This window comes from Streptomyces sp. cmx-4-9 (assembly GCF_046548835.1).
In the GTDB taxonomy this organism is placed as follows: domain Bacteria; phylum Actinomycetota; class Actinomycetes; order Streptomycetales; family Streptomycetaceae; genus Streptomyces.
This window is the reverse complement of record NZ_JAEBEE010000007.1, coordinates 414,127-439,613: the sequence shown is the minus strand read 5'-3', so window position 1 is coordinate 439,613 and position 25,487 is coordinate 414,127. Positions and strand designations below refer to the sequence as shown.

Sequence of the window (25,487 nt, the reverse complement as noted above, 5' to 3'; positions counted from 1 at the left end):
GCGCCCGCCGATGACCGAACTGCTCCTCGCCCTGGCCGTGGCCGTGTCCGTCCTCGGCATCTTCCACGGCATCCGCCTCTACCGCGCGGACGTCAAGCTCCCCACCGACCTCGCCCTCGCCCTGGAGGTCGGCGCCACCCGCACCACCGCCGTCGGCTCCCTCGTCGACCGCCTGGGCATCCGCTGGGCCCCCCTGGTCCTGCGGCTGATGGGGCCGAACCAGGTGGCGCGCAAACGCCGCCAGATCGACATGGCGGGCAACCCGGCCGGCCTGACCATCGACCGCTACGCGGCGCGCCGCGCCGTGTACGGGCTCCTCGGCGCCGTCGGCGCCTTCTCGATGCTGCTCAACGGCCGGCTGGTGCCCGCCCTGCTGATGGTCGCCTTCGGACTGTTCTGGATCGAGGCCGGACTGTGGTCGGCGATCCGGGTCCGCCGCGACCACATCGAACGCACCCTGCCGGACTTCCTGGACGTGCTCGCCGTCGTCGTGAGCGCCGGCCTCGGCTTCCGGCAGGCACTGGACCGGGTCGCGGGCAAGTACCAGGGCCCCTGGGCCGACGAGATCCGCATCACCCTCCAGCAGATGGACATGGGTGTCAGCCGCCGCCAGGCCTTCGACGAACTGCGGCGCCGCAACGACTCCGAGCAGGTCGCCCAGTTCGTCACCGCACTCCAGCAGGGCGAGGAACTGGGCTCCCCGATCGTGGAGACGCTCATCGCCATCGCCGAGGACATGCGCCGCACCGACGCCCAGAACGCCCGCCGGCGCGCGGCCCGGGCGGTCCCCAAGGCCACCTTCGCCGTCACCATGTTCATGCTGCCGGGCACGCTGATCCTGCTCGTCTGCGGTTTCGTCTACGGCGCGGACGTCGACTTCGGCGCCCTGTTCGGCGGGGGCTGAGGATGGCGGCCCCCCTGGGCATCACGGCACGCGCGGCCCCGACGGCGCGCGGACGTTCGGGACGCGGACCGGGACGGCCGGCCCCGACCGCGGCCGAACTGTCCCTGCAGGTGAACGCGCTCCAGGCGCTGTGCCGGCAGGTCTTCGCCTTCCGCATGGTGATGATCGCGCTGGGTGCCCCGCCGGCACTGGGCGGGGCGGCGGCCGGCGGCCCGGCGTACCTGGTGGGCGGGGCGGTGCTGCTCACGTTCATGGTCTCGTACGCGCTGTTCCGCGACTGGGAGCGGTTCGGCCCGCTGCTGTTGCGCCACCGCTGGCTGCTCGCCCCCGACATGGCCCTCAGCGGGCTGCTGCTCATCACGGCGACCCCCGAGTCCCCGCTGGGTCTGGTCTGCGTGTGCACCCCGCTGCTGGCCGGCCTGGTCCACGGCTGGCGCGGCTCCGCCCCGTACGCGGCCGTCCAGGCGGTCGCCGTGGGGGCCCTGGCCGACGGGCTGACGCTGTCCACCCTGTGCCTGCTGGCCGGGGCCGCGGGAGCCTGCCTGCGCGAGCTGCTCTTCCGCTTCGGGGAGGCCGGCCGTGCCCTGACCCAGACCAGGGCCCGACTGGCGGTCACCGAGGCGGTCCGGTCCGAACGCGACCGCCTGGCCCGGGAGATGCACGACTCGGTCTCCAAGACCCTGCACGGTCTGGCGCTCGCGGCCGAAGCCCTGGCCCGCACCACTGATCCGGCGGCCGTCCGGAGCCAGGCCGAACTCGTCGCCGCGGCGGCCCGCCGGGCCGCCGCCGAATCCCGGACCCTGCTGACGGACCTCCGCCGCGACCTCGACCTGGACGCCCCGGGGGTCTCGCTCGCGCCCGAACTGCGGGCGCTGTGCAGCGGCGGCGACGCACGGTTCACCGTGTCGGGCGTCCTGCCGGTCGTCCCCTCCGCGGTGGCCCGCCAGGTCGTGGCCGTGGTCGCCGAAGCCCTGGAGAACGTACGCCGCCACGCGCGGGCGCGGCAGGTCGTCGTCGGCGCCGCGGCGGACGGCCTCCGGCTCACCGTCACGGTCGAGGACGACGGGTGCGGCCTGCCCGCCTCCTGTACGGACCTGGCCGCGCTGCGCCGCGCCGGCCGCTTCGGGCTGGTCGGCATGGCGGAACGCGCCGCCGCGATCGGAGCGGCCCTCCACATCGGTCCCGGCGCGGCCGGCCCGGGCACCCTGGTCCGCCTCGATCTGCTGGTCGCGGCGCTGTCCCCGGAGCGGAGTCCGTGATGCCGCTCCAGGTCCTGATCGCGGACGACAACCCGGTGGTCCGGGCGGGCCTGGCGGCGCTCCTGACGACCAGTCCCGACCTGGAGGTGGTCGCCCAGGCCGCGGACGGCCGCGAGGCACTGAGCCTGACCCGGCGGCACGCGCCGGACGTCGTGCTGCTGGATGTGCGGATGCCGGGCGTGGACGGCATCTCGGCCCTGCCGCACCTGGTCCGGCTGGCTCCGGTGCTGATGCTGACGTACAGCCAGGAGGCCGACATCGTCCGCGAGGCACTGCTGCTGGGCGCGGGCGGCTACCTGGTCCACGGCGAGTTCACCGCCGACGACCTGCTGCGAGCGGTCCGTGACGTCCGCGAAGGCCGCCCGCACTTCACGCCGACGGCGGCAAGCGCCCTTCTCGCAGAGCTCCGTACCCCTTCGCAAACGCAACGAAATGTGGGACAGTCTTCGGAGCGGCTGCACAACTCTGTTGCCTTCGGCCTGAGTTCCAGGGAAGTGGAGATCATGGACCTCATCGCGTCCGGAATGAGCAACCAGCAGATCGCCGCCGCCTGCTTCATCAGCGAGAAGACGGTCAAGAACCACATCAACCGCATCTTCGCGAAGCTCCACAGCACGACCCGCAGCGAGGCCATAGCCCGCTGGCTGGGAACCGCCCGTCCAGGAGTGACCGGTCATGGGTAGACAGCGTGCGCAGTGGGTCCGTAATTGGGCCCCGGGACCCTTGGTAACGACTGGTGACTGGCCGTACTGTCCGCAAATCGACAGCGGCACCCGACCGGGAGGGACCCCTCATGTCGCACCACACCCTGCTGAAGGCGACCGTCGAGGCGAGGATCCGTGTGAACGGCTGGGCGGACACAGCCGTGACCCGGATCCGCAAGCGCCATGCGGGCCTCGACCGCGGCCAGACCGCGTTCGAGTACCTGGGCATCATCCTGGTCGTGATCGTGATCGTGGGAGCGATCGTCGGCTCGGGGGTCGGCACGGAGATCACGACGAGGATCAAGAAGGCGGTGCAGGACATCAAAGCCGGCTGATGGCGTCGCGTAGACGGCGTTCGCCCGATCGAGGACAGGCCTTCCCGATCTACATCGTGGTGGTGGCGGGCCTGCTCTTCGCGGCGCTCGCCTTCTTCGTCGTCGGCCAGGCCTCGGTGCGGCGCAGCGACGCGCAGGGCGCGGCGGACGCTGCGGCGCTGGCTGCGGGGCGTGAGGCCAGGGACCAGGTGTTCCTCGGCCTCGACCTTGTCGCCATGGAACCCGCCGACTGGAAACGGATCATCGACGGCGGCTTCTTCAGGGAGGGCGCGGCCTGCGCGGCCGCGGAGGCCTTCGCGGCGAAGAACGGCGCGACAGCGAGCTGTGAGCCCGCGCTCCCACGGTTCACCGTCAGGGTGGAGACGGAGGAGTCGGTCGGGAATTCCGTGATACCGGGTACGGACAGCATGCACGGGACGGCCGAAGCCACGGCTTTGATCGAATCAAGGTGCTTCCTGGTTGCGGCGGCGACGCCGAGCCCCACGCCCCCGGCGCCGACGGCCAGTCCGTCGCCGACACCCACGCCATCGCCCACGTCGGCCCCCCCGCCGCCCGCCTCGTCGGTGACCTTCAACTGCGGGGGCGAGCTGGTGGAGCTGAATCCGTTGAAGCCGGGCTCGCTCACCGCGTGGACCAGAAGACTGTTCAGTGTGCGACTCGTCAGCTGACAGGGATCGAGAGACAAGGGAACGTTCGTAGATGAGCATGCGGCGCAAGGCGAAGGTCCGTGGGGGAGTGGCCGTGGTGAGTGCAGCGGTCGTGGCTCTTGCGTTGGCCGGGTGTGGCGGTGACGACGGCAACGAGCCTAAGGAGCCGCAGAAGTCGACGACACCGCAGACCCAGGGGTCAGGTACGCAGGACCCGGCTCCGAGTGGGAGCCAGTCCCCTGTGCCGACCCAGGTGATCGCCACGGTCAGCGGAGCGAGCGGCATGACGCTGGAGATCAATTCTCTGCAGCGTGACGCGGGAGGCTTCCTGACGATCAACGGACAGATCAAGAACTCCGGCACCGAGTCCTTCGCCGGAACCTCCGCGTGGCGCGGCAACGAACTCAAGGGAAGCGGAGAATCCGTGGCCGGCGCCTCCCTCGTCGACAAGGCGGGCAAGAAGCGCTACTACGTACTACGGGACACCGAGGCGCGGTGCCTGTGCACGACGGGGATCTCCAGTGTCGCCCCGGGGCAAGTGGTGCCTTTCTTCGCACAGTTCCCCGCCCCGCCGAGCTCGACCACCGAAGTCGAGTTCAGCCTGCCCACGTTCGCCACGGCCACCGTCAAGATCTCGGGGTGACCCCATGACAACATGCCATCGAGTGGCAGCGGCCACAGCGGTCTCTGCCCTCGTCATCGCCGGCGCCCACCTCATCGGCGCGACAGCGGCCCACGCCGACGACGTGACGCCGTCCGTACCGCCCGGCACCGAGCCGTCCGCCGCCGCGCCCGTGGCCATCGACTCGAACTCGCCCGGGCTGAAGATCCCCCAAGGCGGGACGCTCGCCCCCGTCAAGGTGCTCGACATCGCCGAGGTCGTCGAGGACCTCGGTGGGGAGCAGCGGCGGCAGGAGACCAATCAGAACGTCATGATGGCGCTGCAGTCCGAGGTGCTGTTCCCCGAGAACAGCGCCGTCTTCAACGCCCAGGCCGCCGCGCGGATCCAGGCCATCGCCAACGAGATCAACCAGCAGAAGGCGACCCGGGTGCGGGTCTTCGGGTTCACCGACGACCAGGGAAGCTACGAGCACGGCAAGGAGCTGTCCAAGCAGCGGGCCGACGCCGTGCAGGCGGAGCTGGCCAAGACCGTGACGAACCCGAGTGTGGTCTTCGACGTGCGCGGCTACAGCGAGGACTACCCGATCGCCGACAACGGCACCGAGGAAGGCCGCAAGAAGAACCGGCGCGTCGAGATCACTTTCCCGCGCGGGAGCGCATGAGCAGCGCGGCCGCCTCCCGGGCCCGGTGAGCGGGTTCCGGGCCGGGGTCGAGGGCCGCCACCACGGTGGCACCCTCGGCCAGGATCAGGAGCTGGTCCGCCAGGGCGTCCTCGCCCGGACCGGCCACCTCGCCGAGGAGGGCCCGTAGGTCCGCCTTGTGGCGGCGTACGGTGTCCAGCACCGCGGCGGGGCCGGAGCCCAGTTCGCCGAAGGTGTTCAGGAAGGCGCAGCCGCGGAAGTCCGGCTCCGAGAACCAGGCCGCCAGCCAGTCGAACACCGCCGCCACCGGGTCGGGGGCCGCGGTCACCGCCGCGCGCAGGCTGGCGGTCCAACGCTGGTCGCGGCGCTGGAGGTAGGCGGTGACCAGGGATTCCTTGGCGGGGAAGAGCCGGTAGAGGCGTTTGAGGGGGACTCCCGACGCCGCGCGGATGCGGTCCATGCCGACGGCCTGGACGCCCTCGGCGTAGAACAGTGCCTCCGCCGCGTCCAGGAGCCGGGTGCGGGCCTCGTCGTCGTCCATGAGGGCAGCCATGCAGGCAGCGTAGACCAGAACCGCTTGCCGGGAGAACGGCCGTTCTCTATCGTGTCCCCCACCGGGAGAACGCTCGTTCTCCACCGGTCGCCGCGTCGAGAGGATCGCCCGCCATGGCCCCCACCGCACCGCGTCCGCCCCTGCCCCCCTTCACCGAGGAGTCCGCACGGGCCAAGGTGCAGGCCGCCGAGGACGCGTGGAACAGCCGGGACCCCGAGCGGGTGGTCCTCGCCTACACGGAGGACTCGCAGTGGCGCAACCGCGACCGCTTCCTCACCGGGCGCGCCGAGATCCGCGCCTTCCTGACCGAGAAGTGGGAGCGCGAGCTCGACTACCGGCTGCGCAAGGAGTTGTGGGCCCACACCGGCAACCGCATCTCGGTGCGCTTCGCGTACGAGTGGCACGACGCGGCCGGCCAGTGGTGGCGCAGCCACGGCAATGAGCAGTGGGAGTTCGACGCGGACGGCCTGATGAGCCGCCGCGAGGCCAGCATCAACGACATCCCGATCGAGGCCGCGGAGCGCCGCCTGGGCTGACCCCGCCCGGGCTGACCCCGCCTGTGCTGACCCCGCCTGTGCTGACCCCGCCCCTGCCTAGGAGGGCTGGTCGTGGTGGGCCTGGGTGATGAGGTCGATGGCGACCTCCAGGGCGGCCTGACGGGTCTCTTCCGGGTCGCCCTCCACGTGCTGGAGGAACATCATCCCTGCGTGCAGCGTGAACAGGGCGCTGACGCAGCGGACCTGGTCCGTCAGCGGGCCGTCCGTCGTCCGCAGCAGCTCCACCAGGCGGAACAGCCGCTTCTTGACCGTCTCGCCGATGCTGAGCTCACGCATCGTCGCCTGGTTCTCCTGCATGAAGCGGTACAGCGGGGCGCCGGCCGCCATGGCCCGGCTGTAGCGCCGCAGCACCTCCTGCTTGGTCTCCAGGGAGGGCGGCTGCTCCTCGGCCCATGTGATCAGCTCGTCGATGGGCCTGGTGAGGTCCTCGAAGAGGCTGATGATGATGTCTTCCTTGGTCTTGAAGTGGTAGTACAGCGCGGCCTTGGTGACGTCCAGCCGTTCCGCGATCTCCCGCAGCGAGGTCTTCTCGTAGCCCTGCTCGGCGAAGAGCTCCAGTGCGACGTCCTGGATGCGCTGACGCGTGTTTCCGCGACGCTGCTGCGGACCGCTGCTGGTCATGGGTCTCCTCGAAGTTACTTACTTGACGCCCGGCTAGTGACCGGTCTACCGTCCCCAGTGTAGTGAACTAGCCGGGCGGCAAGTAAGTGCCGGTGCGGGAAGACGTGCCAGGGGAGTGGACATGGGCGACACGGTCAAGACGACGAAGACCTCGGGGGAGGTGGACGCGGAGGTGGCAGGCACCCAGGCGGCAGGCGCCGAGGGGCCGAAGCCGCGCAGCGTGCGGGTCGTGCTCATGGCGCTCATGATCGCGATGCTGCTGGCGATGCTCGACAACATGATCATCGGTACGGCCATGCCCACCATCGTCGGCGAGCTCGGCGGTCTGGAGCACCTCTCCTGGGTGGTCACCGCGTACACACTGGCCACCGCGGCCTCCACCCCGATCTGGGGCAAGATCGGCGACCTGTACGGGCGCAAGGGATCCTTCCTCACCTCGATCGTCATCTTCCTGATCGGCTCCGCGCTCAGCGGCATGGCCCAGGACATGGGGCAGCTGATCGGGTTCCGCGCAATCCAGGGCCTCGGCGCGGGCGGTCTCATGGTCGGCGTCATGGCGATCATCGGCGACCTGATCCCGCCCCGCGAACGCGGCAAGTACCAGGGCATGATGGCCGGCGTGATGGCCCTCGCCATGATCGGCGGCCCGCTGGTCGGCGGCACCATCACCGACCACTGGGGCTGGCGCTGGTCCTTCTACATCAACCTCCCGCTCGGCGCGGTCGCGCTGGCCATGGTCACCGCCGTGCTGCACCTCCCGAAGCGGACCGGCGGGACACGCCCGAAGATCGACTACCTGGGCGCGGCGCTCCTGACCGTCGCCATCACCTCGACCGTGCTGGTCACGACCTGGGGCGGTACGGAGTACGCCTGGGCCTCGGCCGAGGTCATCGGCCTGATCGTGCTCGGTGTCGTGTCGATCGCCGCGTTCCTCTACGCCGAGACCAAGGCCGCCGAGCCGGTCATGCCGCTGCACATCTTCCGCAGCCGCAACTTCAGCCTGATGTCCCTGATCAGCTTCCTGGTCGGCTTCGCGATGTTCGGCGGCGTGGTCTACCTCCCGCTGTTCCAGCAGTCGGTGCAGGGCGCCTCCGCCACCAACTCCGGGCTGCTGCTCCTGCCCATGCTGCTGTCGATGATGGTGGTCTCGCTGGTCGTCGGCCGCGCCACCACCAGCAACGGCAAGTACAAGATCTACCCGATCCTCGGCGGCGCGCTGATGGTCGTCGGGCTCTTCCTGCTCGCGACCATGGACACCGGCAGCTCGCGTCTGATCTCCGGCGTGTACATGGCCATCCTCGGCGCCGGGCTCGGCTTCCTGATGCAGATCACCATGCTGGTCGCGCAGAACAGCGTCGAGATGAAGGACATGGGCGTCGCGTCCTCCTCCTCGACCCTCTTCCGTACGCTCGGCGGCTCGTTCGGCGTGGCCCTGATGGGTTCGCTCTTCACCTCCCGGGTGACGGACACCATGGCCGAGCGCCTCGGTCCCGAGGCCGCCGGCGCCGCCGGCTCCGCCCAGCTGGACGCGGCGAGCCTGGCCAAGCTGCCCGAGGCCGTGCGGGAGGCGTACCAGCACGCGGTGGCCGCCGGAACGCACTCCGCCTTCCTGCTCGGCGCGGGCATCGCCCTCCTGGGCTTCCTGGCCGCGTGGTTCGTCAAGGAGATCCCGCTGCGCGGTGCGGGTCCGGCCGCGGCCGACGGCGAGGGCGGCGAGGGCAAGGGCGGCGCGAGCACCCCGGCCCCGCAGGAGTCCCTCGCCCACTGACCGTAGGCGTACGACGCAGGCCCGGCCTCGCAGGATCCACCGATCCTGCGAGGCCGGGCCTGCGTCGTACGCCCTGTTTCACCCGGATGCGCCGGGGCAGGATGGGGTGATGGTCAAGGGGTTACGTCCCATTACGCAGAATTTATACGGAATTGGAGGGAACCCCCCGACGGGGACGGACGTCTTGATCCACAGAACGCCCACCAGGTGGATCCCGCACGGCGGAGGGAAGTGGACGCCCGCATGACCAGGCACAAGACGACGGGTACGCACGGTGCACCGCGTACGGAGCAGCGCATCGTCCGGGCCCGTGCGGCCGTTGCGGCATCGGCCCTCGCCGATGCAGTGACCACAGGGGCGGTGACGGCCCTCTTCGACCCGGGCCACACCCTCGCGCACCACGAGGTGTCCCGGCAGAGCGACGCGGCCGCGGGTCCGAACGGCCGGCAGGAGCGCCAAGAGGGCCAAGAGCGGCAACAGGAGCAGCCGCAGCAGCAACGGCCGCAGCAGCAAGTGCCCGAGGGGATGGCCCACGCGTCCGAGGCCGGCGGGGCCGCGGTGAACATCACGATCGACGACGGTCCGGACCCGCGCTGGACCCCGAAGGTGCTCGACGCACTGGCCCGCCACGGCGTGAAGGCCACCTTCTGCATGGTGGGGCCGCAGGCCGAGGCCCATCCCGACCTGGTCCGGCGGATCGCCGCGGCGGGCCACCGGCTCTGCGACCACACCATGGACCACGACACCGCCATGGACAAGAAGCCGGTCGCCTACCAGGAACAGCAGATCCTCGACGCGAAGCAGCGGATCGAGCAGGCCGCGGGCGGCGCGGCCGAGGTGGCCTACTACCGGGCCCCCGGCGGGGCGTTCACCCCCGACAGCCGTCGCATCGCCGCCGCCCACGGCATGCGCCCCCTGGGCTGGAACGTCGACACCAAGGACTTCGACAAGCCGGGCGCCGCCGCGATCGTCGACGCGGTCAAGAAGGAACTCCGCAACGGCCCCACGGTGCTCTTCCACGACGGCGGCGGCAACCGGTCGCAGACCGTCGAGGCGCTCGACCGGGTGCTGTGCTGGCTGAAGGACCAGGGCCGCCCGACCGGCTTCCCCGTCCGCTCCGCACCCGATCCGTCCTGACCCCGCCCGGCGGCCCGGTGTGCCCCCCCCGGCCGTTGACACGCCGTCCGGCGGCGAACGGGTGAGGGTCGACGGCCCGGTCCCGTCCACGGTGTTCCCTGGTCGCGCACCCGTCCCTCCGCACACCAGGAGCCCCCGTGATCGACCCCGGCCAGCTGACCGACCCCGCCGTCCGCGCCTTCGTCACCGCCGTCAACGCCGGTGACCGGGAAGCCTTCCACGCGCTGCTCGCCCCCGGCGCCACCATGTCCGACGACGGCTCGGACCGCGACCTCGGCCAGTGGACCGACAAGGAGGTCTTCTCCTCCGGCGGGCACATGGACGTGCGGTCCCAGTCCCCGGACGGCCGCGAACTGGTCGTCGGCTACCGCAACGACACCTGGGGCGAGATGCAGACCGCCTGGCGGTTCCTCGTCACCGACGACGGCCGCATCAGCCGCTTCGAGACCGGCCAGGCCTGACCACCCGGGCCCGGGCCACCCGCTCGCCGAAACCCGGCAGCGCCGAAGCCCGGCAGCACCGAAGCGGCAGCGCCGAAGCCCGGCAGCACCGAAGCGGCAGCACCGAGGCCCGGCGGCACCGAAGCGGCAGCACCGAGGCCCGGCAGCACCGCGGCCCGGTCGCTCGCCGAGGCCCGTCCGTCACCGTGCCCCGGCCGCCTTCAGCACCGCCGCCGTCAGGCCCCGGTTCTCCGCGGCCGCCCCGCCCGGGAAGCCGAAGCGGCGGCGGGTGTACCCGTACGCGGTACCGGTCGCCGGGTCGGCCCAGCCGAGCCCGCCCGCCGCTCCGGAGTGCCCGAAGGCCTGCGGGCCCACCTCCGGCAGCAGTTGGAAGCCCAGCCCGAAGGTGTTCGGCAGCGGGCTCACCAGGTCCGAACCCGCCGCGAGCGGCTCGGCGATGTCCGCCGCCGTCTGCGGCGTCAGCAGCGGAGCCCGCCCGTCCACCGTGCTGATCGCCGCCGCATACATCCCCGCCACCCCGCGCGCCGTGCCGATGCCGCCCGCCGAGGCCGGACCGAGCTCCCGTACCCGGGGGTGGTTGGCGAAGGCGACCAGGTCCATGGGCGGATCCCGGTGCATGTTGAAGGCGATCGGCAGCAGCTCCGGCGGCGGCGGGCCCGCGGGGGCCCCCGCCGGCGCCACCATCTCCAGCACCGGCTTCCAGCGGCCCTCCTCCCCGGCCGGCAGCCCCAGGTACAGGTCCAGGCCGTACGGGGCGCGGACGCGCTCCTCGAACACCGCCTGCAGCGACCGCCCGGTCACCCGCCGGACCACCTCGCCGGTCAGGGCGCCGATGACGAAGGCGTGGTAGCCGTAGCCCTCACCGGGCTCCCAGAACGGCTTCTGGGCGGCCAGCCGCGCGGCGACCAGCGCGTCGTCGGCAAGCTCCTCGTAGTCGAAGCCCTCGTCAGTGTTGATCAGACCGGACCGGTGGGAGAGCAGCTGCCGTACCGTCAGCCGCTCCTTGCCGTGCCCGGTGAACTCGGGCCAGTACGCCACCACCTGACGGTCCGGATTCAGCACGCCGTCCTGGATGAGCAGTGCCGCCACCAGGTGGGCCGCGCCCTTGGTGATCGAGTAGAGCCCGGTCAGGGTGTCCGCAGTGGTGCCCTCGCCCGCCCACAGGTCGACCACCCGCCGGCCCCGGTGGTGCACCGCCAGCTGGGCCTCGGGCGGCTGGGCCGCAGCCGCCAGGAAGGTGGCGAACTCCTCCCGTACGGGCTCCCATCCCGCCGCCACCGTGCCCCGTACGCCGTCACCCGTGCCTGCGCCCATCGGTCCCCCTGAAGCTCGTCCGGTCTCGCGGCGCTCCCGCCTGCCCGCGTCAACGGGGGTGGATCATGTGATATTCCGTCAGGCCGTCACTGCGCCGCACCGGCCCTCCCGTACGGGTGAAAGCGCACCCGGGCTCGTTCCGGCCCGCCGGAGCGCTCCGTTGGTCCGGGCATGAAGCGCACCCGGATCGCCGCTCTCGCCCTCGCCGCCACCGCGAGCGCCCTCGCCCCCGTCCTGGGCCAGGCCGTGACCGCCACCGCCGCCGAGGGAACGGCCTACCTCCAGGACCCGGCGGGCGGGGAGAAGACCATGAAGTCGATGTGGACCAAGGACGAGATGCACAAGGTGGAGGGGCAGTTCCGCTTTCACCCGGGGGTCCAGTACGAGACGGTCACCCGCCCCGGCCCCTCGGGCGCCCCGGACTACGAGCGCAAGGTCCCCGACCCGAAGACCCTGGCGTGGCGGCCCGGCTACGAGTTCGCCTGGTCCGTCTCCGACTCGACCCTGGTGAAGAAGGCGCTGACCACCAAGGACGGCGTGCACACGATCGTGGTGCACGCCGTGCTGCGCGGCCCCAAGGGGGAGCGGGTGGCGCAGGTGGACCAGGAGCTGGAGGGGAAGCCCGCAACGGGCCGGCAGAAGATCGCGGGCACCCGGCGCATCGGGTGCGACACGGGTGTCTACACGGTGGAGTGGTCGCTCACGCGCTCCGGGTTCGGGACGCTCTCCGGTTCGCTGCCGTGGGACTCCAGCTGCAAGGAGTACCGCACGGCGTTCGCCCCGGACAACGGGCAGCGCTGACCGCACCGGCAGGGCCGGCCGCCCCGCGCACCTCGTGAGTGCCCGGCGGGCGGCTGGACCGCGGCCTCGGATGGAGTGCCGTGGTCACCATGCTGCCGTACGGGACGGCGCCCGGCAGGGGGCGAAGGTCCCGGACGGGGAGGCCCTTCAGCGCTTCTTGGCGGCCTGGCCCGCCTTGGCGGAGATGTCCTCCAGGACGGCCTTCGGATCGCCGCCCGGCTCCACGGCGCGGCCGATGTTGCGCTTGATGGTGTCGCTGACCGTCACCCAGGACGGGTCGTTGACCGGGTAGAGCTGGGCGCCGCGCAGCGCCGTCAGGAACTGGGTGTCGTTCTTGCTGAGGCCGCCGCCGCCGTCCTGGGTGCGCAGGGCGCTGGTGGTCGAGGGCAGCAGGTGGTAGCGGTTGGCGAAGTCCATCAGGTTCTTGTCCTGGTAGAGGAATTCGACGAAGCTGCCGATCTGCTCGCGGTGGCCGTTCTGCTTGAAGGCCATCATCCAGTCGGCGACGCCCACCGTGGGCGGGTTCTCCCCCGACCCGATGGTGTCCGAGACCGGCATGGCGACGGCGCCGACGCCGATGCCCCGCGCCCGCGCCTCGTGGTCCAGCGAGGGGTAGCCGTTGAGCATGCCGACCTCGCCGCGCAGGAACGCCGCGAAGGCGTCCGCCCGGTTGAGCTGGGCGGGCGGTACGGGGCCGGTCAGGCCGGGCGCGACCAGGTTGTCCTTGACCCACTGCCAGGTCTTGATGTTCTGGTCGGAGGCCAGGTTGTAGTTGCCGCTGCTGTCGGCGTAGCCGCCGCCGTTGCTCAGCTCCCAGATCATCGCCTCGGCGTGCGCCTCCTCCGGGCCGAGCGGCAGGGCGTACGGAACCTTCACGCCCCGGTCCTTGAGCGCCTTGGCGGCGGACTTGAGGTCGGACCAGGTCTTGGGCGGGCTGGTGATCCCGGCCTTGGTGAAGAGGGCCTCGTTGTAGAAGAGCAGCCGGCTGCTCGCCACGAAGGGCAGGCCGTAGAGGGTGCTGCCGACGGAGCCGGCCTCGGCCAGCGGCTGCAGGAAGTTCGCCTCGGCGCTGACCGAGAAGAGCTGGTCCGCGGAATAGAGCTCGCCCTCGGCCGCGAAATCCGAGTAGGAGCCCATCAGGGCCATGTCGGGGGCCTTGCCGGCCTTCACCATGCGGGAGACCTCCCGGTCGACGTCGGCCCACGGCAGGAGTTGGACCTCGACCTCGATTCCCGGGTGTGCGGCGGTGAAATCCGCCGTCAGCTTGTCCCAGTAGGCCTTGGAGCTGGTGGCCTGGGTGTCCCCGTATTCCGCGGCGACCAGGCGCAGCGTGGCGCCGTCACCTGCCCCGTCCTCCTGGCTGCCGCACCCGGACAGCGGTATCAACAGGCCGAAAACGACCGTGGTGGCGGTCGTGCCGAACATTCTTCGTCGCACGGGTGTATTCCCCTGGTTTTCTTTTGGATCCCGTTACTACTCGTGAGTTGCTTCCGGGCGGGGGATGTACTTCCGTGGCCCGTTGGCCGGAATTCTCTCCCGAGAAGGGGCGGTTGGTTCCCTTGGGGCCGCACTTGTGGTCAATGCTCCAACTGGGGCTTTTACGGCTGGTGTTTTCCGATATGTGATCCACTTCGGGGACGCGCGTAGACATGGCGGGACATCCCGCAGGACATCACGCAGGCATGCGGACGAGCCCGTTCCGTGCAGGGAGCGGGCTGCGGGGCGAGGGGCATCAGTCGGCGAAGTCGCCGGCGTACGGGTCGGGCTCGCCCGTCTCCGGGTTGCGGCCCTCCTGCCAGCGGCGCTGGGCCTTGCGCCAGTGGACGAAGCTGAGGTGGCCGCCGTCCCAGAAGGTGATGCTGACCGGGCTGACGTCGAACTCGTCGGAGCACAGCCGGTAGAGGAACTCGGCCATGCCGTACGGGTACACGGCGAAGGAGTCCGCGGTGTGCCGCCCGCACACCAGGACCGGCCAGCGGTCCGGGTCGGGGTCGGTGGTCAGCCAGCACAGGATGTCGGACCCGCCGGTGACCCCCCAGGCGATGATCGTCTCCGGGTCCAGGTCGAAGGCGGACCGGCCGCCCTCCGCCTCCCAGACCTGCCGCGCGTTCTCGGTCTCCTCCGCCATCTCGGCGGGGTCCCACTGGAGTCCGGGCTTGGGCAGCGGGAGCAGGATGCTGGCCTCGCCGTTGATGGAGCCTGCGCCGTAGCGCCCCATGAAGGCGATGAAGTCGGCCGGGAACCGGGACCCCCAGGCCGCCTCGGCGGCCTGCCAGTCGATGTCCTCGTCGGCGCCGTGCGTCGCCGGCATGATCTGCTCCAGCGCCTTGATCCGCGCGTTCTCCGTCATGCCGCTCCCCTGACACCCAGCCCAACCGCCCCAACCTACCGCCCGCACCGCACGGAACCTAAGGGGCGTCTCACCACCGGGGCGGATTCAATCGCGGCCGGCGGCCTCCACCCGCAGGACGGCGCCCACGGCGAGGCCCCAGCGGGCCATCGCGCCGGCCTCCGCCTCCAGGACGTGCCGTGACCGCAGCCGCGGCAGCCCGAGCCGGCCGGGTGCCATCGTGGTCAGGGCGAGGATGCGCAGCCGCCGGTCCAGGTAGGCCACGTCGATGGGGAAGCGCATCCCGAAGGTGTGCACGGACGCCGCGGGGGTCAGCAGCAGGGCCCCGGCGACGCCGTCCCGCCCGAGCAGCCCCCGGGTCCGGGCCCGGTAGGAGGCGGCCACCTCCAGCGGGACCCGCGCGTCCCCGACCCCGAGCACCGCCGCGCCGTCCCGCCAGTTCGCCATGGCGGCCACCTTAGGCCGCCTTTCTCGGCTCCTGTCGGGGCCCGGACCACCCGGTGGAGCCGGCAAGATCCCGAAAGGGCGCCCCCGGCGGGCTCGGGCGGCGCCCCGCCGGTCCGTCCCGGAGCCGTCGTGCCTCGTGCGGCGGAGGGCTTCGCCCGCCACGGGGGAGCCGCTACGGTCGCCCGATGGGTGTGGTGCTGATCCTCCTCGCCGCCGGGTACGGCGCGGCTGCCGGGCTGCTGCTGCCCCGCGCCGCCTACCGGCTCTCCGTCCCCGCTGCGGAGCCCTGGCGCGACCGCTGCCCGCAAGGGCACCCGCTGGCGGGCTGGGTCGGCCCGGCCCGCTGCCGGGCCCCGGCGCCGGAACCCGCGTCCGCAGCCGCCGCCCCTCCGCAGGCCGCCCCCGCCGCGGGGCTCCCGCACGGCTACGGGCCCCGCCCGGGCCCCGTCGCCGTCCTGACGGCGGCGGTCTGCGCGGCGCTCGCCGCCGCCGTCGGGCTGCGCCCGGAGGCGGCCGCGTACGCGGGGCTCGCGCCGCTGCTCGTCCTGCTGGCCCTGGTCGACCGGGCCGTGGGCCGGCTGCCGGACGTGCTGACCCTCCCGCTCGCGGCCGCGGCCGCGGCGCTGCTCGGGGTTGCCGCCGCACTGCCGGGGGCGGCCGGGTCCTGGCGGCTCGCCCTGCTCGGCGGGGCGGCGCTGGCCGCCGGGTACCTGGTGCTGTTCCTGGTGAACCCGGCGGGGATGGGCTTCGGCGACGTCAAGCTGGCGCTCTCGCTGGGTGTCGCTCTTGGGTGGTACGGGTGGGGGGTATGGGCCGCCGGGGCGTTCCTGGGCTTCGTCTACGGGTCCTGCTACGGCCTCGGCCTGGCGCTGAAGGGCCCCGAGGCCCGCCGGCAGCCCTTCGCCTTCGGCCCCTTCATGGCGGCCGGAGCTCTCACCGGAGTGCTGCTGGGCGGTTTCGGAGCGTAGTCGTGGCGCGCCGATGCACGCGAGATGCTTTACGAAGGGTTATGGTGGAACCCCCCCCTCGGGCCGGTCCGTATCCCCCCCACGGACCGGCCCGTTTTTTCTTTCCCCGTACGCCTGTTGGCCGGCGTACCCTCCCCGCAGGTCAGCCGCGCTGGGCCCAGATGTTGGTGCCGGGGGTGGAGACGGCGAAGGAATCGATCTCCGTCAGCTCCTCCGGGGAGAGCGGCGCACCGGCCAGGGCGGCCACGTTCTCCTCCAGCTGCCGCACGCTCGACGCACCGATCAGGGCCGAGGTCATCCGCTCGTCGCGGAGCACCCAGTTCAGTGCCAGCTGCGCCAGCGACTGGCCGCGCCGCGCGGCGATCCCGTTCAGCCCCTTGAGCCGTTCCAGCACCTCGTCCGACAGCAGGTCGGGGTTGAGGGACTTGCCCTGGGCGGCCCGCGAGCCCTCCGGGATGCCCTGGAGGTACTTGCCGGTGAGCAGCCCCTGGGCGAGGGGGGCGAAGGAGATGCAGCCCATGCCGTTCTCCTCCAGGGTGTCCAGCAGGCCGTCCTCCTCCGTCCAGCGGTTGATCATGGAGTACGAGGGCTGGTGGATCAGCGGCCGCACCCCCATGTCGCGCAGGATCCGCGCCGCCTCGGCCGTCTGCTCCGCGGTGTAGGAGGAGACGCCGACGTAGAGCGCCTTGCCCTGTTGGACCGCGGACGCCAGGGCGCCCATGGTCTCCTCCAGGGGGGTCTGCGGGTCGAAGCGGTGCGAGTAGAAGATGTCGACGTAGTCCACGCCCATGCGCCGCAGCGAGGCGTCGAGCGAGCCGAGCAGGTACTTGCGGCTGCCCCACTCGCCGTACGGGCCGGCGTGCATCAGGTAGCCGGCCTTGGTGGACAGCACCAGCTCCTCGCGGTGGGACGCGAAGTCCTGCGCGAAGAGCTTGCCGAAGTTGAGCTCGGCCGAGCCGGGCGGCGGCCCGTAGTTGTTGGCCAAGTCGAAGTGGGTGACGCCCAGGTCGAAGGCCCGGCGCAGGATCGCGCGCTGGGAGGCCAGGTCCTTGTCGTCGCCGAAGTTGTGCCAGAGGCCCAGGGAAATGGCGGGGAGCTTGAGGCCGCTGTTGCCGGTGCGTCGGTAGGGCATGGAGTCGTAGCGCGAGGGCTCTGCCCGATAGGGATTGGTATCAGTCACGTTGTCCTCCCTATCACGGACTTGTGACAGGCCGAGTTGGGTGGGGCCTCCCGCTGCGCAGTAATGTGGCGCACTCGGGGGACCGCAATCGCACGGGGGCATTGCACGGAGGGGCTGGAAGATCGTGAAGCTGCGCGACCTGGTGTACAGGCTGTACGCACGCCGGGTGGAAGGCCGCCTCGACCATGACGAGGCGCCCAAGCACATCGGCGTCATCCTGGACGGGAACCGGCGCTGGGCGAAGGCCTCCGGAGGCACGACGGAGCAGGGCCACCAGGCCGGCGCCGACAAGATCTCCGAGATGCTGGGCTGGTGCACCGAGACGGACGTCGAGGTCGTCACCCTGTGGATGCTCTCCACCGACAACCTGGATCGGCCCGAGGTCGAGCTCCGCCCGCTGCTCAACATCATCGAGAACACCGTGCGCGGCCTCGCCGCCGACGGCCGCTGGCGCGTGCACCACGTGGGCAACCTCGACATCCTGCCCGCCCGCACGCAGACCGTGCTGAAGGAGGCCGAGCAGGCCACCCACGACGTCGACGGGATACTCGTCAACGTCGCCGTCGGCTACGGCGGGCGCCAGGAGATCGCCGATGCGGTCCGCTCCCTGCTCCTGGAGCACGCGTCGAAGGGCACCTCCTTCGAGGAGCTCGCCGAGATCCTCGACATCGACCACATCGCGGAGCACCTCTACACGCGCGGCCAGCCCGACCCGGACCTGGTGATCCGCACCAGCGGCGAGCAGCGGCTGTCCGGATTCATGCTGTGGCAGAGCGCGCACTCCGAGTACTACTTCTGCGAGGTCTTCTGGCCGGCCTTCCGGAAGGTCGACTTCCTGCGGGCGCTGCGCGACTACGCGGCGCGCCACCGGCGGTACGGGAGCTGATCAGGGGCCTTCGGGCGCCCCGCCGTACCATCCTCCCCCTCTTTTCGGCCCCCCGCCGCGCCGAACCCCGGAAAACCCTTCACCAGGGATTCACCGAGCGTCCGTCATATGCCATGGCATGGCCTGGCGCGTTCGGGGAATATCCCTTGCAGGTCGACGCCCGATCCACGGGTGTCGAATCTCAGCGGACGGCATGGGGTCGTCCGCCCGGGAGGCCCTTTGCACCAGGACGCACGTGCGGTTCGCACGGACGGAGTGGAGGGCCGGAAATCGGCCCTGGCATGGGTGCCGATGACCGGTCCGGTCTTCATGGCCCGACCTCTTCCGAGGGGGTACGTCCTTCCGTGGTGACCAGCACTAAGAGCCGCCTGCCCGACAGGCGGACCTACGTCCTCGACACCAGCGTCCTGCTGGCAGACCCCAACGCGATCACCCGTTTCGACGAGCACGAGGTCGTGCTCCCGATCGTCGTGATCACCGAGCTGGAGGCAAAGAGGCACCATCCCGAACTCGGCTACTTCGCGCGCCAGGCCCTGCGCCTGCTCGACGACTTCCGGGTTCGCAACGGTCGTCTCGACGCCCCCATCCCGCTGGGCGATCTGGGCGGCACCCTGCGCGTCGAGCTCAACCACTCCGACCCCAGCGTCCTGCCCGCCGGCTTCCGATTGGGGGACAACGACTCGCGGATCCTCGCGGTCGCCCGCAACCTGCAGGCCGAGGGCTACGACGTCACGGTGGTCTCGAAGGATCTCCCGCTGCGCATCAAGGCCTCCTCCGTGGGCCTGATCGCCGAGGAGTACCGCGCGGAACTCGCGATCACCGATGCCGGCTGGACCGGGATGAGCGAGCTCTCCCTCTCCGCGGAACAGGTCGACCTCCTCTACTCCGAGGACCGGCTCTACGTCCCGGAGGCCGCCGAACTGCCCGTGCACACCGGGCTGGTCATCCAGTCCGAGCGCGGCAAGGCCCTGGGCCGGATCACCCCCGACGGGAACGTACGGCTCGTCAAGGGCGACCGCGAGGCCTTCGGGCTGCACGGCCGCAGCGCCGAGCAGCGCATCGCGCTGGACCTGCTCCTCGATCCGGAGATCGGGATCATCTCCATGGGCGGACGGGCGGGCACCGGCAAGTCGGCGCTGGCCCTGTGCGCGGGGCTGGAGGCGGTGCTGGAGCGCCGGCAGCACCAGAAGGTGATGGTCTTCCGGCCGCTGTACGCGGTGGGCGGCCAGGACCTCGGCTACCTGCCCGGGGACGCCTCCGAGAAGATGAGCCCCTGGGCACAGGCGGTCTTCGACACCCTCTCGGCGGTCGCCGGGCGCGAGGTCATCGAGGAAGTGCTGAACCGCGGGATGCTGGAGGTCCTGCCGCTCACCCACATCCGCGGCCGCTCGCTGCACGACGCCTTCGTGATCGTGGACGAGGCGCAGTCCCTGGAGCGCAACGTCCTGCTGACCGTCCTGTCCCGCATCGGCGCCAACTCGCGGGTCGTCCTGACCCACGACGTCGCCCAGCGGGACAACCTCAGGGTCGGCCGGTACGACGGAGTGGTCGCCGTGGTCGAGAAGCTGAAGGGCCATCAGCTCTTCGCCCACGTCACGCTGAACCGCTCCGAGCGCTCCCCGATCGCCGCGCTGGTCACGGAGATGCTGGAAACCCTGTGACGGGTGTGACGGGTGTGACGGCCGACAACTGACGGCCAAGGGGCTGAAAGGGTCAAAAACCACATACGGGAAGGACCAGTTGACGCCGCCCGGCAAAGGCACAGGAGCCTAGCCGGGCGGCGTCGCGCTGCACAGCCCTTTGCGGGAAAGAGAGGCGATCCGGCAGGTGTGACCTTTCCCACGCAACGCAGAATTGCCCTGCGGCGTCGCGGTCCGGCAGAGTCTGTTTTCCGTCAGGCCCCGCATACGGCACACCTGTATCTCCCGTGAGGTACGCGAAGCACCACAACTCCAGAGCCGTCCGCCGTATGCCGCCCGGAGCATCACGAGGCAGCCCCCGTCAGGGAGTTGCCCACGGGCCCGCGTCTCCAGTGACCGCACCACCACGGAGACCAGCGTCAAGGGGCACTCGTGCGCCCGCCGGTCACTGCGGACGCTGCTGGAAGGACACCGTGTGAGCCGGATCTCGGTCCGGGGGTTCGCAGTGGCTTCGGCCACCGCGGTCACCACCGTTGGCGCAGTCGTAGGCGTTGCCACTGGCGACCCCGCCTCGAACGATCTCGAGACCACCGCGTCCGGCGCGACTCTCCTCGCGGACATCCCGGTCGGCGACCAGGCCGCCGTCCAGAGCGCATCCCTGACGCAGCAGGCCGACTCGATCGTGCACGCCGCCGAGGCCGACGCCAAGCGCTCGGCCGAGGAGAACGCCCGCGTCCAGGCAGCCGAGACCGCCAAGACCAAGAAGGCGGAAGCGGAGAAGGCGGAAGCCGACAAGAAGGCCGCGGACGAGGCCAGGCTCAAGAAGGAGCGCGAGGAGAAGGAGCAGGTCGCCAGCCGATCCGCCGCCCGCGACGCCGGCGACTTCGCTCCCCAGAGCTCGTACACGGTCGCCCAGGTCAAGGCCATCGCCCAGCAGATGGTGCCGGCCGGCCAGTTCCAGTGCTTCTCCAACATCATCAACCACGAGTCCACCTGGAACTACAAGGCCGTCAACGCCTCCTCGGGCGCATACGGTCTGGTCCAGGCGCTCCCCGGTTCGAAGATGGCCTCGGCCGGCGCCGACTGGCGCACCAACCCGGCCACCCAGATCAAGTGGGGCCTGAACTACATGAACGACCGCTACGGCAGCCCCTGTGGCGCCTGGAGCTTCTGGCAGGCCAACAACTGGTACTAGTACCCGGCCAGGCCTTGACGAGCCCCGCACCGTCCGACGGTGCGGGGCTCGTCGCGTGTACGGTCTTCCAGGTGTGAGCGCACAGCGGACGGGGGGAAGGGAACGACATGGCGAAGAGGGCAGGCTGGCTCGGCCGGCTCGGGAGCAGGCTCCACCGGATGGAGGCCCGCCTCAACGAGCGGCGTGCCGAGGTCGAGGCCGAGTCCGCCGGCGAACTGCCGCGCCGCGCCGCCTCCGTACCCGACGACGGAGCCCCGGCGGCCGAGCCGGCCGCCGTCGCGGCGGTCCGGCCCCCCGCCGCGGTCCACCCCGAGCGGCCCGACCCGGTGAGCGTGGTCCCCTGGGGGATGCGGGTGGCCGCCGAGGCCAGCTGGCGCCTGCTGCTGCTCGCCGGAATGCTCTGGGTGCTGATGAAGGTGATCAGCGAAGTCCGCCTGGTGGTCCTCGCGTTCGCCGCGGCGATGCTGGTCACCGCGCTGCTCCAGCCCTTCGTGGTGCGGCTGCGCCGCCTCGGCCTGCCGCGGGGCCTGGCCACGGCCGTCACCGCGATCCTCGGCTTCGTCGTCATCGGACTGGTCGGCTGGTTCGTGGTCTGGCAGGTCATGGAGAACCTCGACGACCTCTCCGACCGGGTCCGCGACGGCATCAACGAACTCAAACTCTGGGCGCTGGACAGTCCGTTCCACGTGACCGAGAAGCAGATCAACGACATCGCGAAGAACCTCAGCGAGACCATCGGCACCAACACCGAGGAGATCACCTCCGCCGGCCTGCAGGGTGTGACGGTGCTCGTCGAGGTGCTCACCGGCATGCTGCTCGCGATGTTCTCCACGCTCTTCCTGCTCTACGACGGCAAGCGCATCTGGACCTGGGTGCTGGGGCTGGTCCCGGCCGCGGCCCGGCCCGGCGTGGCGGGCGCCGGTCCGCGCGCCTGGCGCACGCTGACCGCGTACGTCCGGGGCACGGTGCTGGTCGCCTTGATCGACGCCATCTTCATCGGCCTCGGCATCTACTTCCTCAAGGTGCCGATGGCCGTCCCCCTCGCCGTCTTCATCTTCCTGTTCGCCTTCATCCCGCTCGTCGGCGCGGTGGTCTCCGGCGCCCTCGCCGTGGTCGTCGCGCTGGTGACGCAGGGCGTCTTCAGCGCACTGATGGTGCTGCTGGTCGTCCTGGCGGTGCAGCAGATCGAGGGCCACGTGCTCCAGCCCTTCATCCTGGGCCGGGCGGTGCGGGTGCATCCGCTCGCCGTGGTGCTCTCGGTGGCGGCGGGCGGCATGGTCGCCGGCATCGGCGGTGCGGTGGTCGCCGTCCCGCTGGTCGCGGTGACGAACACGGTGGTGGGCTACCTGCGGATCTACTCGCGCGAGCAGCTCCACCGCGGTCCCGGCCCGGTGGGTCCGGCGCCGCACGGGGCGACGGCGGTGGAGGCGTTCCCGGGCGTTCCGGGCGACCCGCACGTCCCGTACGAGCCCAAGGACTAGGGCGTCTGCGGACCGCACAGGGGAACGGCGAGCAGGGGGGCAGGAATGATCAGCGAGCCAGAGCTCGAAGGCCAGTGGGAGCCGGCGGCTCCGCCGGAGGTGGCGCAGGGCGCGCCGCCGCGCGAGCGGGGGCCGGTCCGGCCGTGGTGGTGGGTGTCGGCGGCGGTACTGGCCACCTCGGCGGTGTGGGCGGGCGGGCTCTTCCTCTACGGGGAGCGGCTGACGGCGCCGGAGGTCCGCTACGAGACCCCGGACAACCTGTGCGAGAAGGTGAAGCTGTCGGCGCTCGGCGAGGCGCTGCGCGACCTGTCCGACGATGCGGACCCGCACAGGGAGAACCGGCACCCGGCGCTGGACTGGGCCACCTGCAGCCGCTCGGGCTCCACCCCGGCCGGTGACGACGCGTACTTCGTCACCGCCGAGGTCGAGCTGCACAAGAAGACCGACCCGGCCGCCGAGTTCGAGGCGGGCAGCCCGTACGACCGGGCGTACTCCCAGGGCGGCGGTCCCCGGAAGGACGACCCGTGGGAGGCGGTCGCCGGCCTCGGCGAACAGGCCCTGATCACCGCCCCCGACCCGAGCGGGGCCGGCAGCGACCTGCGGCTGCGGGTCCGCGACGGCGGGGCGGTGTTCACCCTCCAGGTCGTCTTCCTGACCGAGGTGGCGGGGGAGGACAGGAGCCGGCCCGACCGTGAAGCCCTGAAGGCGGCCATGGTCAAGGACATGCGGACGCTGATGGCGGCGCTGCACACGTGAACGCGAAGGGGCCCCGCGGCCGTTCCCGGCCGCGGGGCCCCTCCTCACACGGTGCGCGTGCGGTGCGCGGTGTCACTCGGCGGCGAGCGCCGCCTCCGCGTCCAGGGTGACGGCGACGGCCTGGATGACCGAGGCGATCTTGAAGGCCTCCTGGACGGTCTCGCGGTCGAGGCCGGCCTTGCGCAGGACCTGCTCGTGCGAGTCCAGGCACTGGCCGCAGCCGTTGATCGCGGAGACCGCGAGCGACCACAGCTCGAAGTCGACCTTCTCCACGCCTGGGTTGCCGATGACGTTCATCCGCAGGCCCGCGCGCAGGGTGCCGTACTCCGGGTCGGACAGCAGGTGCCGGGTCCGGTAGAAGACGTTGTTCATCGCCATGACCGCGGCGGCGGACTTGGCGGCGGTGTACGCCTCCGGGGACAGCGCGGCCTTGGCCTCGGGCTCCAGCTCACGCAGGACGCGCGGGGAGCGGGCGGCGATCGCGCAGGACAGGACCGTGCCCCACAGCTGCTGCTGCGTCAGGGTGTCCTGGTTGCCGATGACCGAACCGAGGTTCAGCTTCAGGTCCTTGGCGAAGTCCGGTATGGCGGACTTCAGGGAGTCGAGGGACATCGGTCACTCACCGGCCAGCAGCGAGCCGGCGTCCAGGGTGCCCTCGCCCTTGTTCCAGTTGCAGGGGCACAGCTCGTCGGTCTGCAGGGCGTCGAGGACCCGCAGGACCTCCTTGGGGTTGCGGCCCACGGAGCCGGCGGTCACCATCGTGAACTGGATCTCGTTGTTCTGGTCGACGATGAAGACGGCGCGCTGCGCGAAGCCGTCCTCGCCCTGCACGCCGCAGGCCTGCATGAGCTCGTGCTTGGAGTCGGCCAGCATCGGGAAGGGCAGGTCACGCAGGTCGGCGTGGTCCTTGCGCCAGGCGTGGTGGACGAACTCGGAGTCGCCGGAGACACCGAGGACCTGGGCGTCGCGGTCCTGGAACTCCTCGTTCAGCTTGCCGAACGCGGCGATCTCGGTCGGGCAGACGAAGGTGAAGTCCTTCGGCCAGAAGAACACCACGCGCCACTTGCCCTCATAGGTCTTGTGGTCGATCTGGGCGAACTCGCTGCCGGCTTCGAGCGAGACGCAAGCAGTCAGATCGTAGCTGGGGAACTTGTCACCGACAGTGAGCACGTGCTCTCCTTGCGGACAGGAAAGTGACCCTTTTGAGGACTTTCCAGGGGGTTGGACGGATCTCACATGCTGGCACAGCTGCATTGATTGCGGAAATAGCTACTCTTGTGCCGGGTGATCGGAGGTGCCTATCAGTGGCTGCCAGTAGTAGAGGACCGAAGCAGGCGACGCTCGCACAGCTGCGCGCCTTCGCCGCGGTCGCCGAGCACCTGCACTTCCGGGATGCCGCCGCGGCCATCGGGATGAGCCAGCCCGCCCTCTCCGGCGCCGTCGCCGCCCTGGAGGACGCCCTCGGGGTGCAACTGCTGGAGCGCACCACCCGCAAGGTGCTGCTGTCCCCGGCGGGTGAGCGGATCGCCGCCCGGGCCCGGGCCGTACTCGACGCCATGGGCGGGCTGCTGGAGGAGGCCGAGGCCGTACGGGCCCCCTTCACCGGGATCCTGCGGCTCGGGGTGATCCCCACCGTGGCGCCGTACCTGCTGCCGACCGTGCTGGGGCTCTTCCACCGGCGCTACCCGCGCATGGACCTCCAGGTGCACGAGGAGCAGACCGCCTCGCTGCTGGAGGGGCTGTCGGCCGGCCGGCTCGACCTGCTCCTGCTGGCGGTGCCGCTGGGAGTCCCCGGGGTCACCGAACTGCCCGTGTTCGACGAGGACTTCGTGCTGCTGGCACCCCGGGAGCACCCCCTGGCCGGGCGCCGCGACATCCCCCTGGAGGAACTGCGCGGCCTGCAGCTGCTGCTGCTCGACGAGGGCCACTGCCTGCGCGACCAGGCGCTGGACATCTGCCGTGAGGCCGGCCGCACCACCGGGGCCGACGTCACCACGACCGCCGCCGGCCTGTCCACCCTCGTACAACTGGTCGCAGGGGGACTGGGCGTGACCTTGTTGCCGCGCACCGCGCTGCGGCTGGAGACGGCCCGCAACGAGCACCTCGCCACCGGGTGTTTCGCCGAGCCGGCCCCCTCCCGGCGGATCGCGCTCGCCATGCGCACCGGCACCGCCCGGCAGGAGGAGTTCCGGGCGTTCGCGGCGGCTCTGCGCGAGGCCGTGCGTCCGCTCCCCGTGTGGCCCACCGATTGACCCCCGCGG

The 25,487-nt window shown here is 71.3% G+C and carries 28 protein-coding genes; 19 read left to right on the top strand and 9 right to left on the bottom strand.

Annotated elements, in window-relative coordinates; translation table 11 throughout:
• Positions 1–10 precede the first annotated feature (10 nt).
• The 7 genes from ACLJTM_RS23630 to ACLJTM_RS23600 all read left to right on the top strand — a co-directional run bounded on the left by ACLJTM_RS23630 (position 11) and on the right by ACLJTM_RS23600 (position 5,132).
• A complete protein-coding gene (locus ACLJTM_RS23630; protein ID WP_411105682.1) occupies positions 11–904 on the top strand; it encodes a DUF5936 domain-containing protein in 894 nt (297 codons plus the stop codon).
• Positions 905–906: 2 nt separating this feature from the next.
• Positions 907–2,163 carry a sensor histidine kinase gene (locus ACLJTM_RS23625; protein WP_411105681.1) on the top strand — a complete coding sequence of 419 codons (1,257 nt, stop codon included), beginning with the start codon at positions 907–909 and terminating at the stop codon, positions 2,161–2,163.
• Complete coding sequence (locus ACLJTM_RS23620) at positions 2,163–2,846, top strand: response regulator (RefSeq protein WP_411105680.1); 684 nt, start codon at positions 2,163–2,165, stop codon at positions 2,844–2,846. The genes ACLJTM_RS23625 and ACLJTM_RS23620 overlap by 1 nt, the downstream gene beginning before the upstream one ends.
• 110 nt (positions 2,847–2,956) lie before the next feature.
• Positions 2,957–3,202 carry a hypothetical protein gene (locus ACLJTM_RS23615; protein WP_411105679.1) on the top strand — a complete coding sequence of 82 codons (246 nt, stop codon included), beginning with the start codon at positions 2,957–2,959 and terminating at the stop codon, positions 3,200–3,202.
• Entirely contained in the window at positions 3,202–3,870 is a 669-nt protein-coding gene (locus ACLJTM_RS23610) for a pilus assembly protein TadG-related protein (protein WP_411105678.1), read from the top strand. The genes ACLJTM_RS23615 and ACLJTM_RS23610 overlap by 1 nt, the downstream gene beginning before the upstream one ends.
• Positions 3,871–4,090: 220 nt before the next feature.
• Positions 4,091–4,492 (top strand): hypothetical protein, encoded by a 402-nt coding sequence (locus ACLJTM_RS23605; RefSeq protein WP_411105677.1) that lies wholly within the window; start codon positions 4,091–4,093, stop codon positions 4,490–4,492.
• Positions 4,493–4,496: 4 nt separating this feature from the next.
• The gene (locus ACLJTM_RS23600; RefSeq protein WP_411105676.1) at positions 4,497–5,132 is read left to right on the top strand and encodes an OmpA family protein; all 636 of its coding nucleotides are present in this window, start codon (positions 4,497–4,499) and stop codon (positions 5,130–5,132) included.
• On the opposite strand, the gene ACLJTM_RS23595 is transcribed toward ACLJTM_RS23600, so the two are convergent.
• Positions 5,107–5,664, bottom strand: a complete 558-nt coding sequence (locus ACLJTM_RS23595) for a TetR/AcrR family transcriptional regulator (protein WP_411105675.1) — start codon at positions 5,662–5,664, stop codon at positions 5,107–5,109. The two genes, ACLJTM_RS23600 and ACLJTM_RS23595, sit on opposite strands and share 26 nt — an antisense overlap.
• A 113-nt stretch (positions 5,665–5,777) precedes the next feature.
• Here ACLJTM_RS23595 and ACLJTM_RS23590 point away from each other — a divergent pair, with 113 nt between their 5' ends.
• Positions 5,778–6,200: a nuclear transport factor 2 family protein gene (locus ACLJTM_RS23590; RefSeq protein WP_411105674.1), complete on the top strand. Its 423-nt coding sequence runs from the start codon at positions 5,778–5,780 to the stop codon at positions 6,198–6,200.
• A gap of 57 nt (positions 6,201–6,257) precedes the next feature.
• Here the strand turns inward: ACLJTM_RS23590 and ACLJTM_RS23585 are convergent, their stop codons facing one another.
• Positions 6,258–6,842, bottom strand: a complete 585-nt coding sequence (locus ACLJTM_RS23585) for a TetR/AcrR family transcriptional regulator (protein ID WP_411105673.1) — start codon at positions 6,840–6,842, stop codon at positions 6,258–6,260.
• Positions 6,843–6,963: 121 nt separating this feature from the next.
• On the opposite strand from ACLJTM_RS23585, the gene ACLJTM_RS23580 reads away from it, so the two are divergent.
• The 3 genes from ACLJTM_RS23580 (at position 6,964) to ACLJTM_RS23570 (ending at position 10,208) form a co-directional block, all read left to right on the top strand.
• Positions 6,964–8,610, top strand: a complete 1,647-nt coding sequence (locus tag ACLJTM_RS23580; protein ID WP_411105672.1) for an MDR family MFS transporter — start codon at positions 6,964–6,966, stop codon at positions 8,608–8,610.
• A gap of 243 nt (positions 8,611–8,853) precedes the next feature.
• Positions 8,854–9,747, top strand: a complete 894-nt coding sequence (locus ACLJTM_RS23575) for a polysaccharide deacetylase family protein (protein ID WP_411105671.1) — start codon at positions 8,854–8,856, stop codon at positions 9,745–9,747.
• 137 nt (positions 9,748–9,884) lie between these two features.
• Positions 9,885–10,208 (top strand): nuclear transport factor 2 family protein, encoded by a 324-nt coding sequence (locus ACLJTM_RS23570; protein ID WP_411105670.1) that lies wholly within the window; start codon positions 9,885–9,887, stop codon positions 10,206–10,208.
• Between the two features lie 180 nt (positions 10,209–10,388).
• On the opposite strand, the gene ACLJTM_RS23565 is transcribed toward ACLJTM_RS23570, so the two are convergent.
• Positions 10,389–11,522, bottom strand: a complete 1,134-nt coding sequence (locus tag ACLJTM_RS23565) for a serine hydrolase domain-containing protein (RefSeq protein ID WP_411105669.1) — start codon at positions 11,520–11,522, stop codon at positions 10,389–10,391.
• Between the two features lie 171 nt (positions 11,523–11,693).
• Between ACLJTM_RS23565 and ACLJTM_RS23560 the strand changes: the two genes are divergently transcribed.
• Positions 11,694–12,323 carry a hypothetical protein gene (locus ACLJTM_RS23560; RefSeq protein WP_411105668.1) on the top strand — a complete coding sequence of 210 codons (630 nt, stop codon included), beginning with the start codon at positions 11,694–11,696 and terminating at the stop codon, positions 12,321–12,323.
• 147 nt (positions 12,324–12,470) lie between these two features.
• On the opposite strand, the gene ACLJTM_RS23555 is transcribed toward ACLJTM_RS23560, so the two are convergent.
• The 3 genes from ACLJTM_RS23555 to ACLJTM_RS23545 form a co-directional block, all read right to left on the bottom strand.
• The gene (locus ACLJTM_RS23555) at positions 12,471–13,748 is read right to left on the bottom strand and encodes an extracellular solute-binding protein (protein WP_411105796.1); all 1,278 of its coding nucleotides are present in this window, start codon (positions 13,746–13,748) and stop codon (positions 12,471–12,473) included.
• A 307-nt stretch (positions 13,749–14,055) separates the two neighbouring features.
• Positions 14,056–14,673 (bottom strand): SMI1/KNR4 family protein, encoded by a 618-nt coding sequence (locus tag ACLJTM_RS23550; protein WP_411105667.1) that lies wholly within the window; start codon positions 14,671–14,673, stop codon positions 14,056–14,058.
• 87 nt (positions 14,674–14,760) lie between these two features.
• Entirely contained in the window at positions 14,761–15,120 is a 360-nt protein-coding gene (locus tag ACLJTM_RS23545) for a DUF192 domain-containing protein (RefSeq protein ID WP_411105666.1), read from the bottom strand.
• A 185-nt stretch (positions 15,121–15,305) separates the two neighbouring features.
• On the opposite strand from ACLJTM_RS23545, the gene ACLJTM_RS23540 reads away from it, so the two are divergent.
• The gene (locus tag ACLJTM_RS23540) at positions 15,306–16,088 is read left to right on the top strand and encodes a prepilin peptidase (RefSeq protein ID WP_411105665.1); all 783 of its coding nucleotides are present in this window, start codon (positions 15,306–15,308) and stop codon (positions 16,086–16,088) included.
• Positions 16,089–16,230: 142 nt separating this feature from the next.
• On the opposite strand, the gene mgrA is transcribed toward ACLJTM_RS23540, so the two are convergent.
• A complete protein-coding gene (gene mgrA, locus ACLJTM_RS23535; protein ID WP_411105664.1) occupies positions 16,231–17,268 on the bottom strand; it encodes an L-glyceraldehyde 3-phosphate reductase in 1,038 nt (345 codons plus the stop codon).
• 124 nt (positions 17,269–17,392) lie between these two features.
• On the opposite strand from mgrA, the gene ACLJTM_RS23530 reads away from it, so the two are divergent.
• The 5 genes from ACLJTM_RS23530 (at position 17,393) to ACLJTM_RS23510 (ending at position 23,226) form a co-directional block, all read left to right on the top strand.
• Positions 17,393–18,154, top strand: a complete 762-nt coding sequence (locus ACLJTM_RS23530; protein WP_411105663.1) for an isoprenyl transferase — start codon at positions 17,393–17,395, stop codon at positions 18,152–18,154.
• A 344-nt stretch (positions 18,155–18,498) separates the two neighbouring features.
• Entirely contained in the window at positions 18,499–19,815 is a 1,317-nt protein-coding gene (locus tag ACLJTM_RS23525; protein WP_411105662.1) for a PhoH family protein, read from the top strand.
• 454 nt (positions 19,816–20,269) lie between these two features.
• A complete protein-coding gene (locus ACLJTM_RS23520; RefSeq protein ID WP_411105661.1) occupies positions 20,270–20,989 on the top strand; it encodes a transglycosylase SLT domain-containing protein in 720 nt (239 codons plus the stop codon).
• A gap of 107 nt (positions 20,990–21,096) precedes the next feature.
• Positions 21,097–22,470 carry an AI-2E family transporter gene (locus ACLJTM_RS23515; protein ID WP_411105660.1) on the top strand — a complete coding sequence of 458 codons (1,374 nt, stop codon included), beginning with the start codon at positions 21,097–21,099 and terminating at the stop codon, positions 22,468–22,470.
• A 45-nt stretch (positions 22,471–22,515) separates the two neighbouring features.
• The gene (locus ACLJTM_RS23510) at positions 22,516–23,226 is read left to right on the top strand and encodes a hypothetical protein (RefSeq protein ID WP_411105659.1); all 711 of its coding nucleotides are present in this window, start codon (positions 22,516–22,518) and stop codon (positions 23,224–23,226) included.
• A gap of 72 nt (positions 23,227–23,298) precedes the next feature.
• Here ACLJTM_RS23510 and ACLJTM_RS23505 read toward each other — a convergent pair whose 3' ends face one another.
• Together ACLJTM_RS23505 and ACLJTM_RS23500 are read right to left on the bottom strand one after the other, a co-directional pair.
• Positions 23,299–23,838 (bottom strand): alkyl hydroperoxide reductase, encoded by a 540-nt coding sequence (locus ACLJTM_RS23505; RefSeq protein WP_411105658.1) that lies wholly within the window; start codon positions 23,836–23,838, stop codon positions 23,299–23,301.
• Positions 23,839–23,841: 3 nt separating this feature from the next.
• Entirely contained in the window at positions 23,842–24,396 is a 555-nt protein-coding gene (locus tag ACLJTM_RS23500; protein WP_351038461.1) for a peroxiredoxin, read from the bottom strand.
• Between the two features lie 134 nt (positions 24,397–24,530).
• On the opposite strand from ACLJTM_RS23500, the gene ACLJTM_RS23495 reads away from it, so the two are divergent.
• Positions 24,531–25,478, top strand: coding sequence for a hydrogen peroxide-inducible genes activator (locus tag ACLJTM_RS23495; RefSeq protein WP_411105657.1), 948 nt, complete (start codon positions 24,531–24,533; stop codon positions 25,476–25,478).
• Positions 25,479–25,487: the final 9 nt, after the last annotated feature.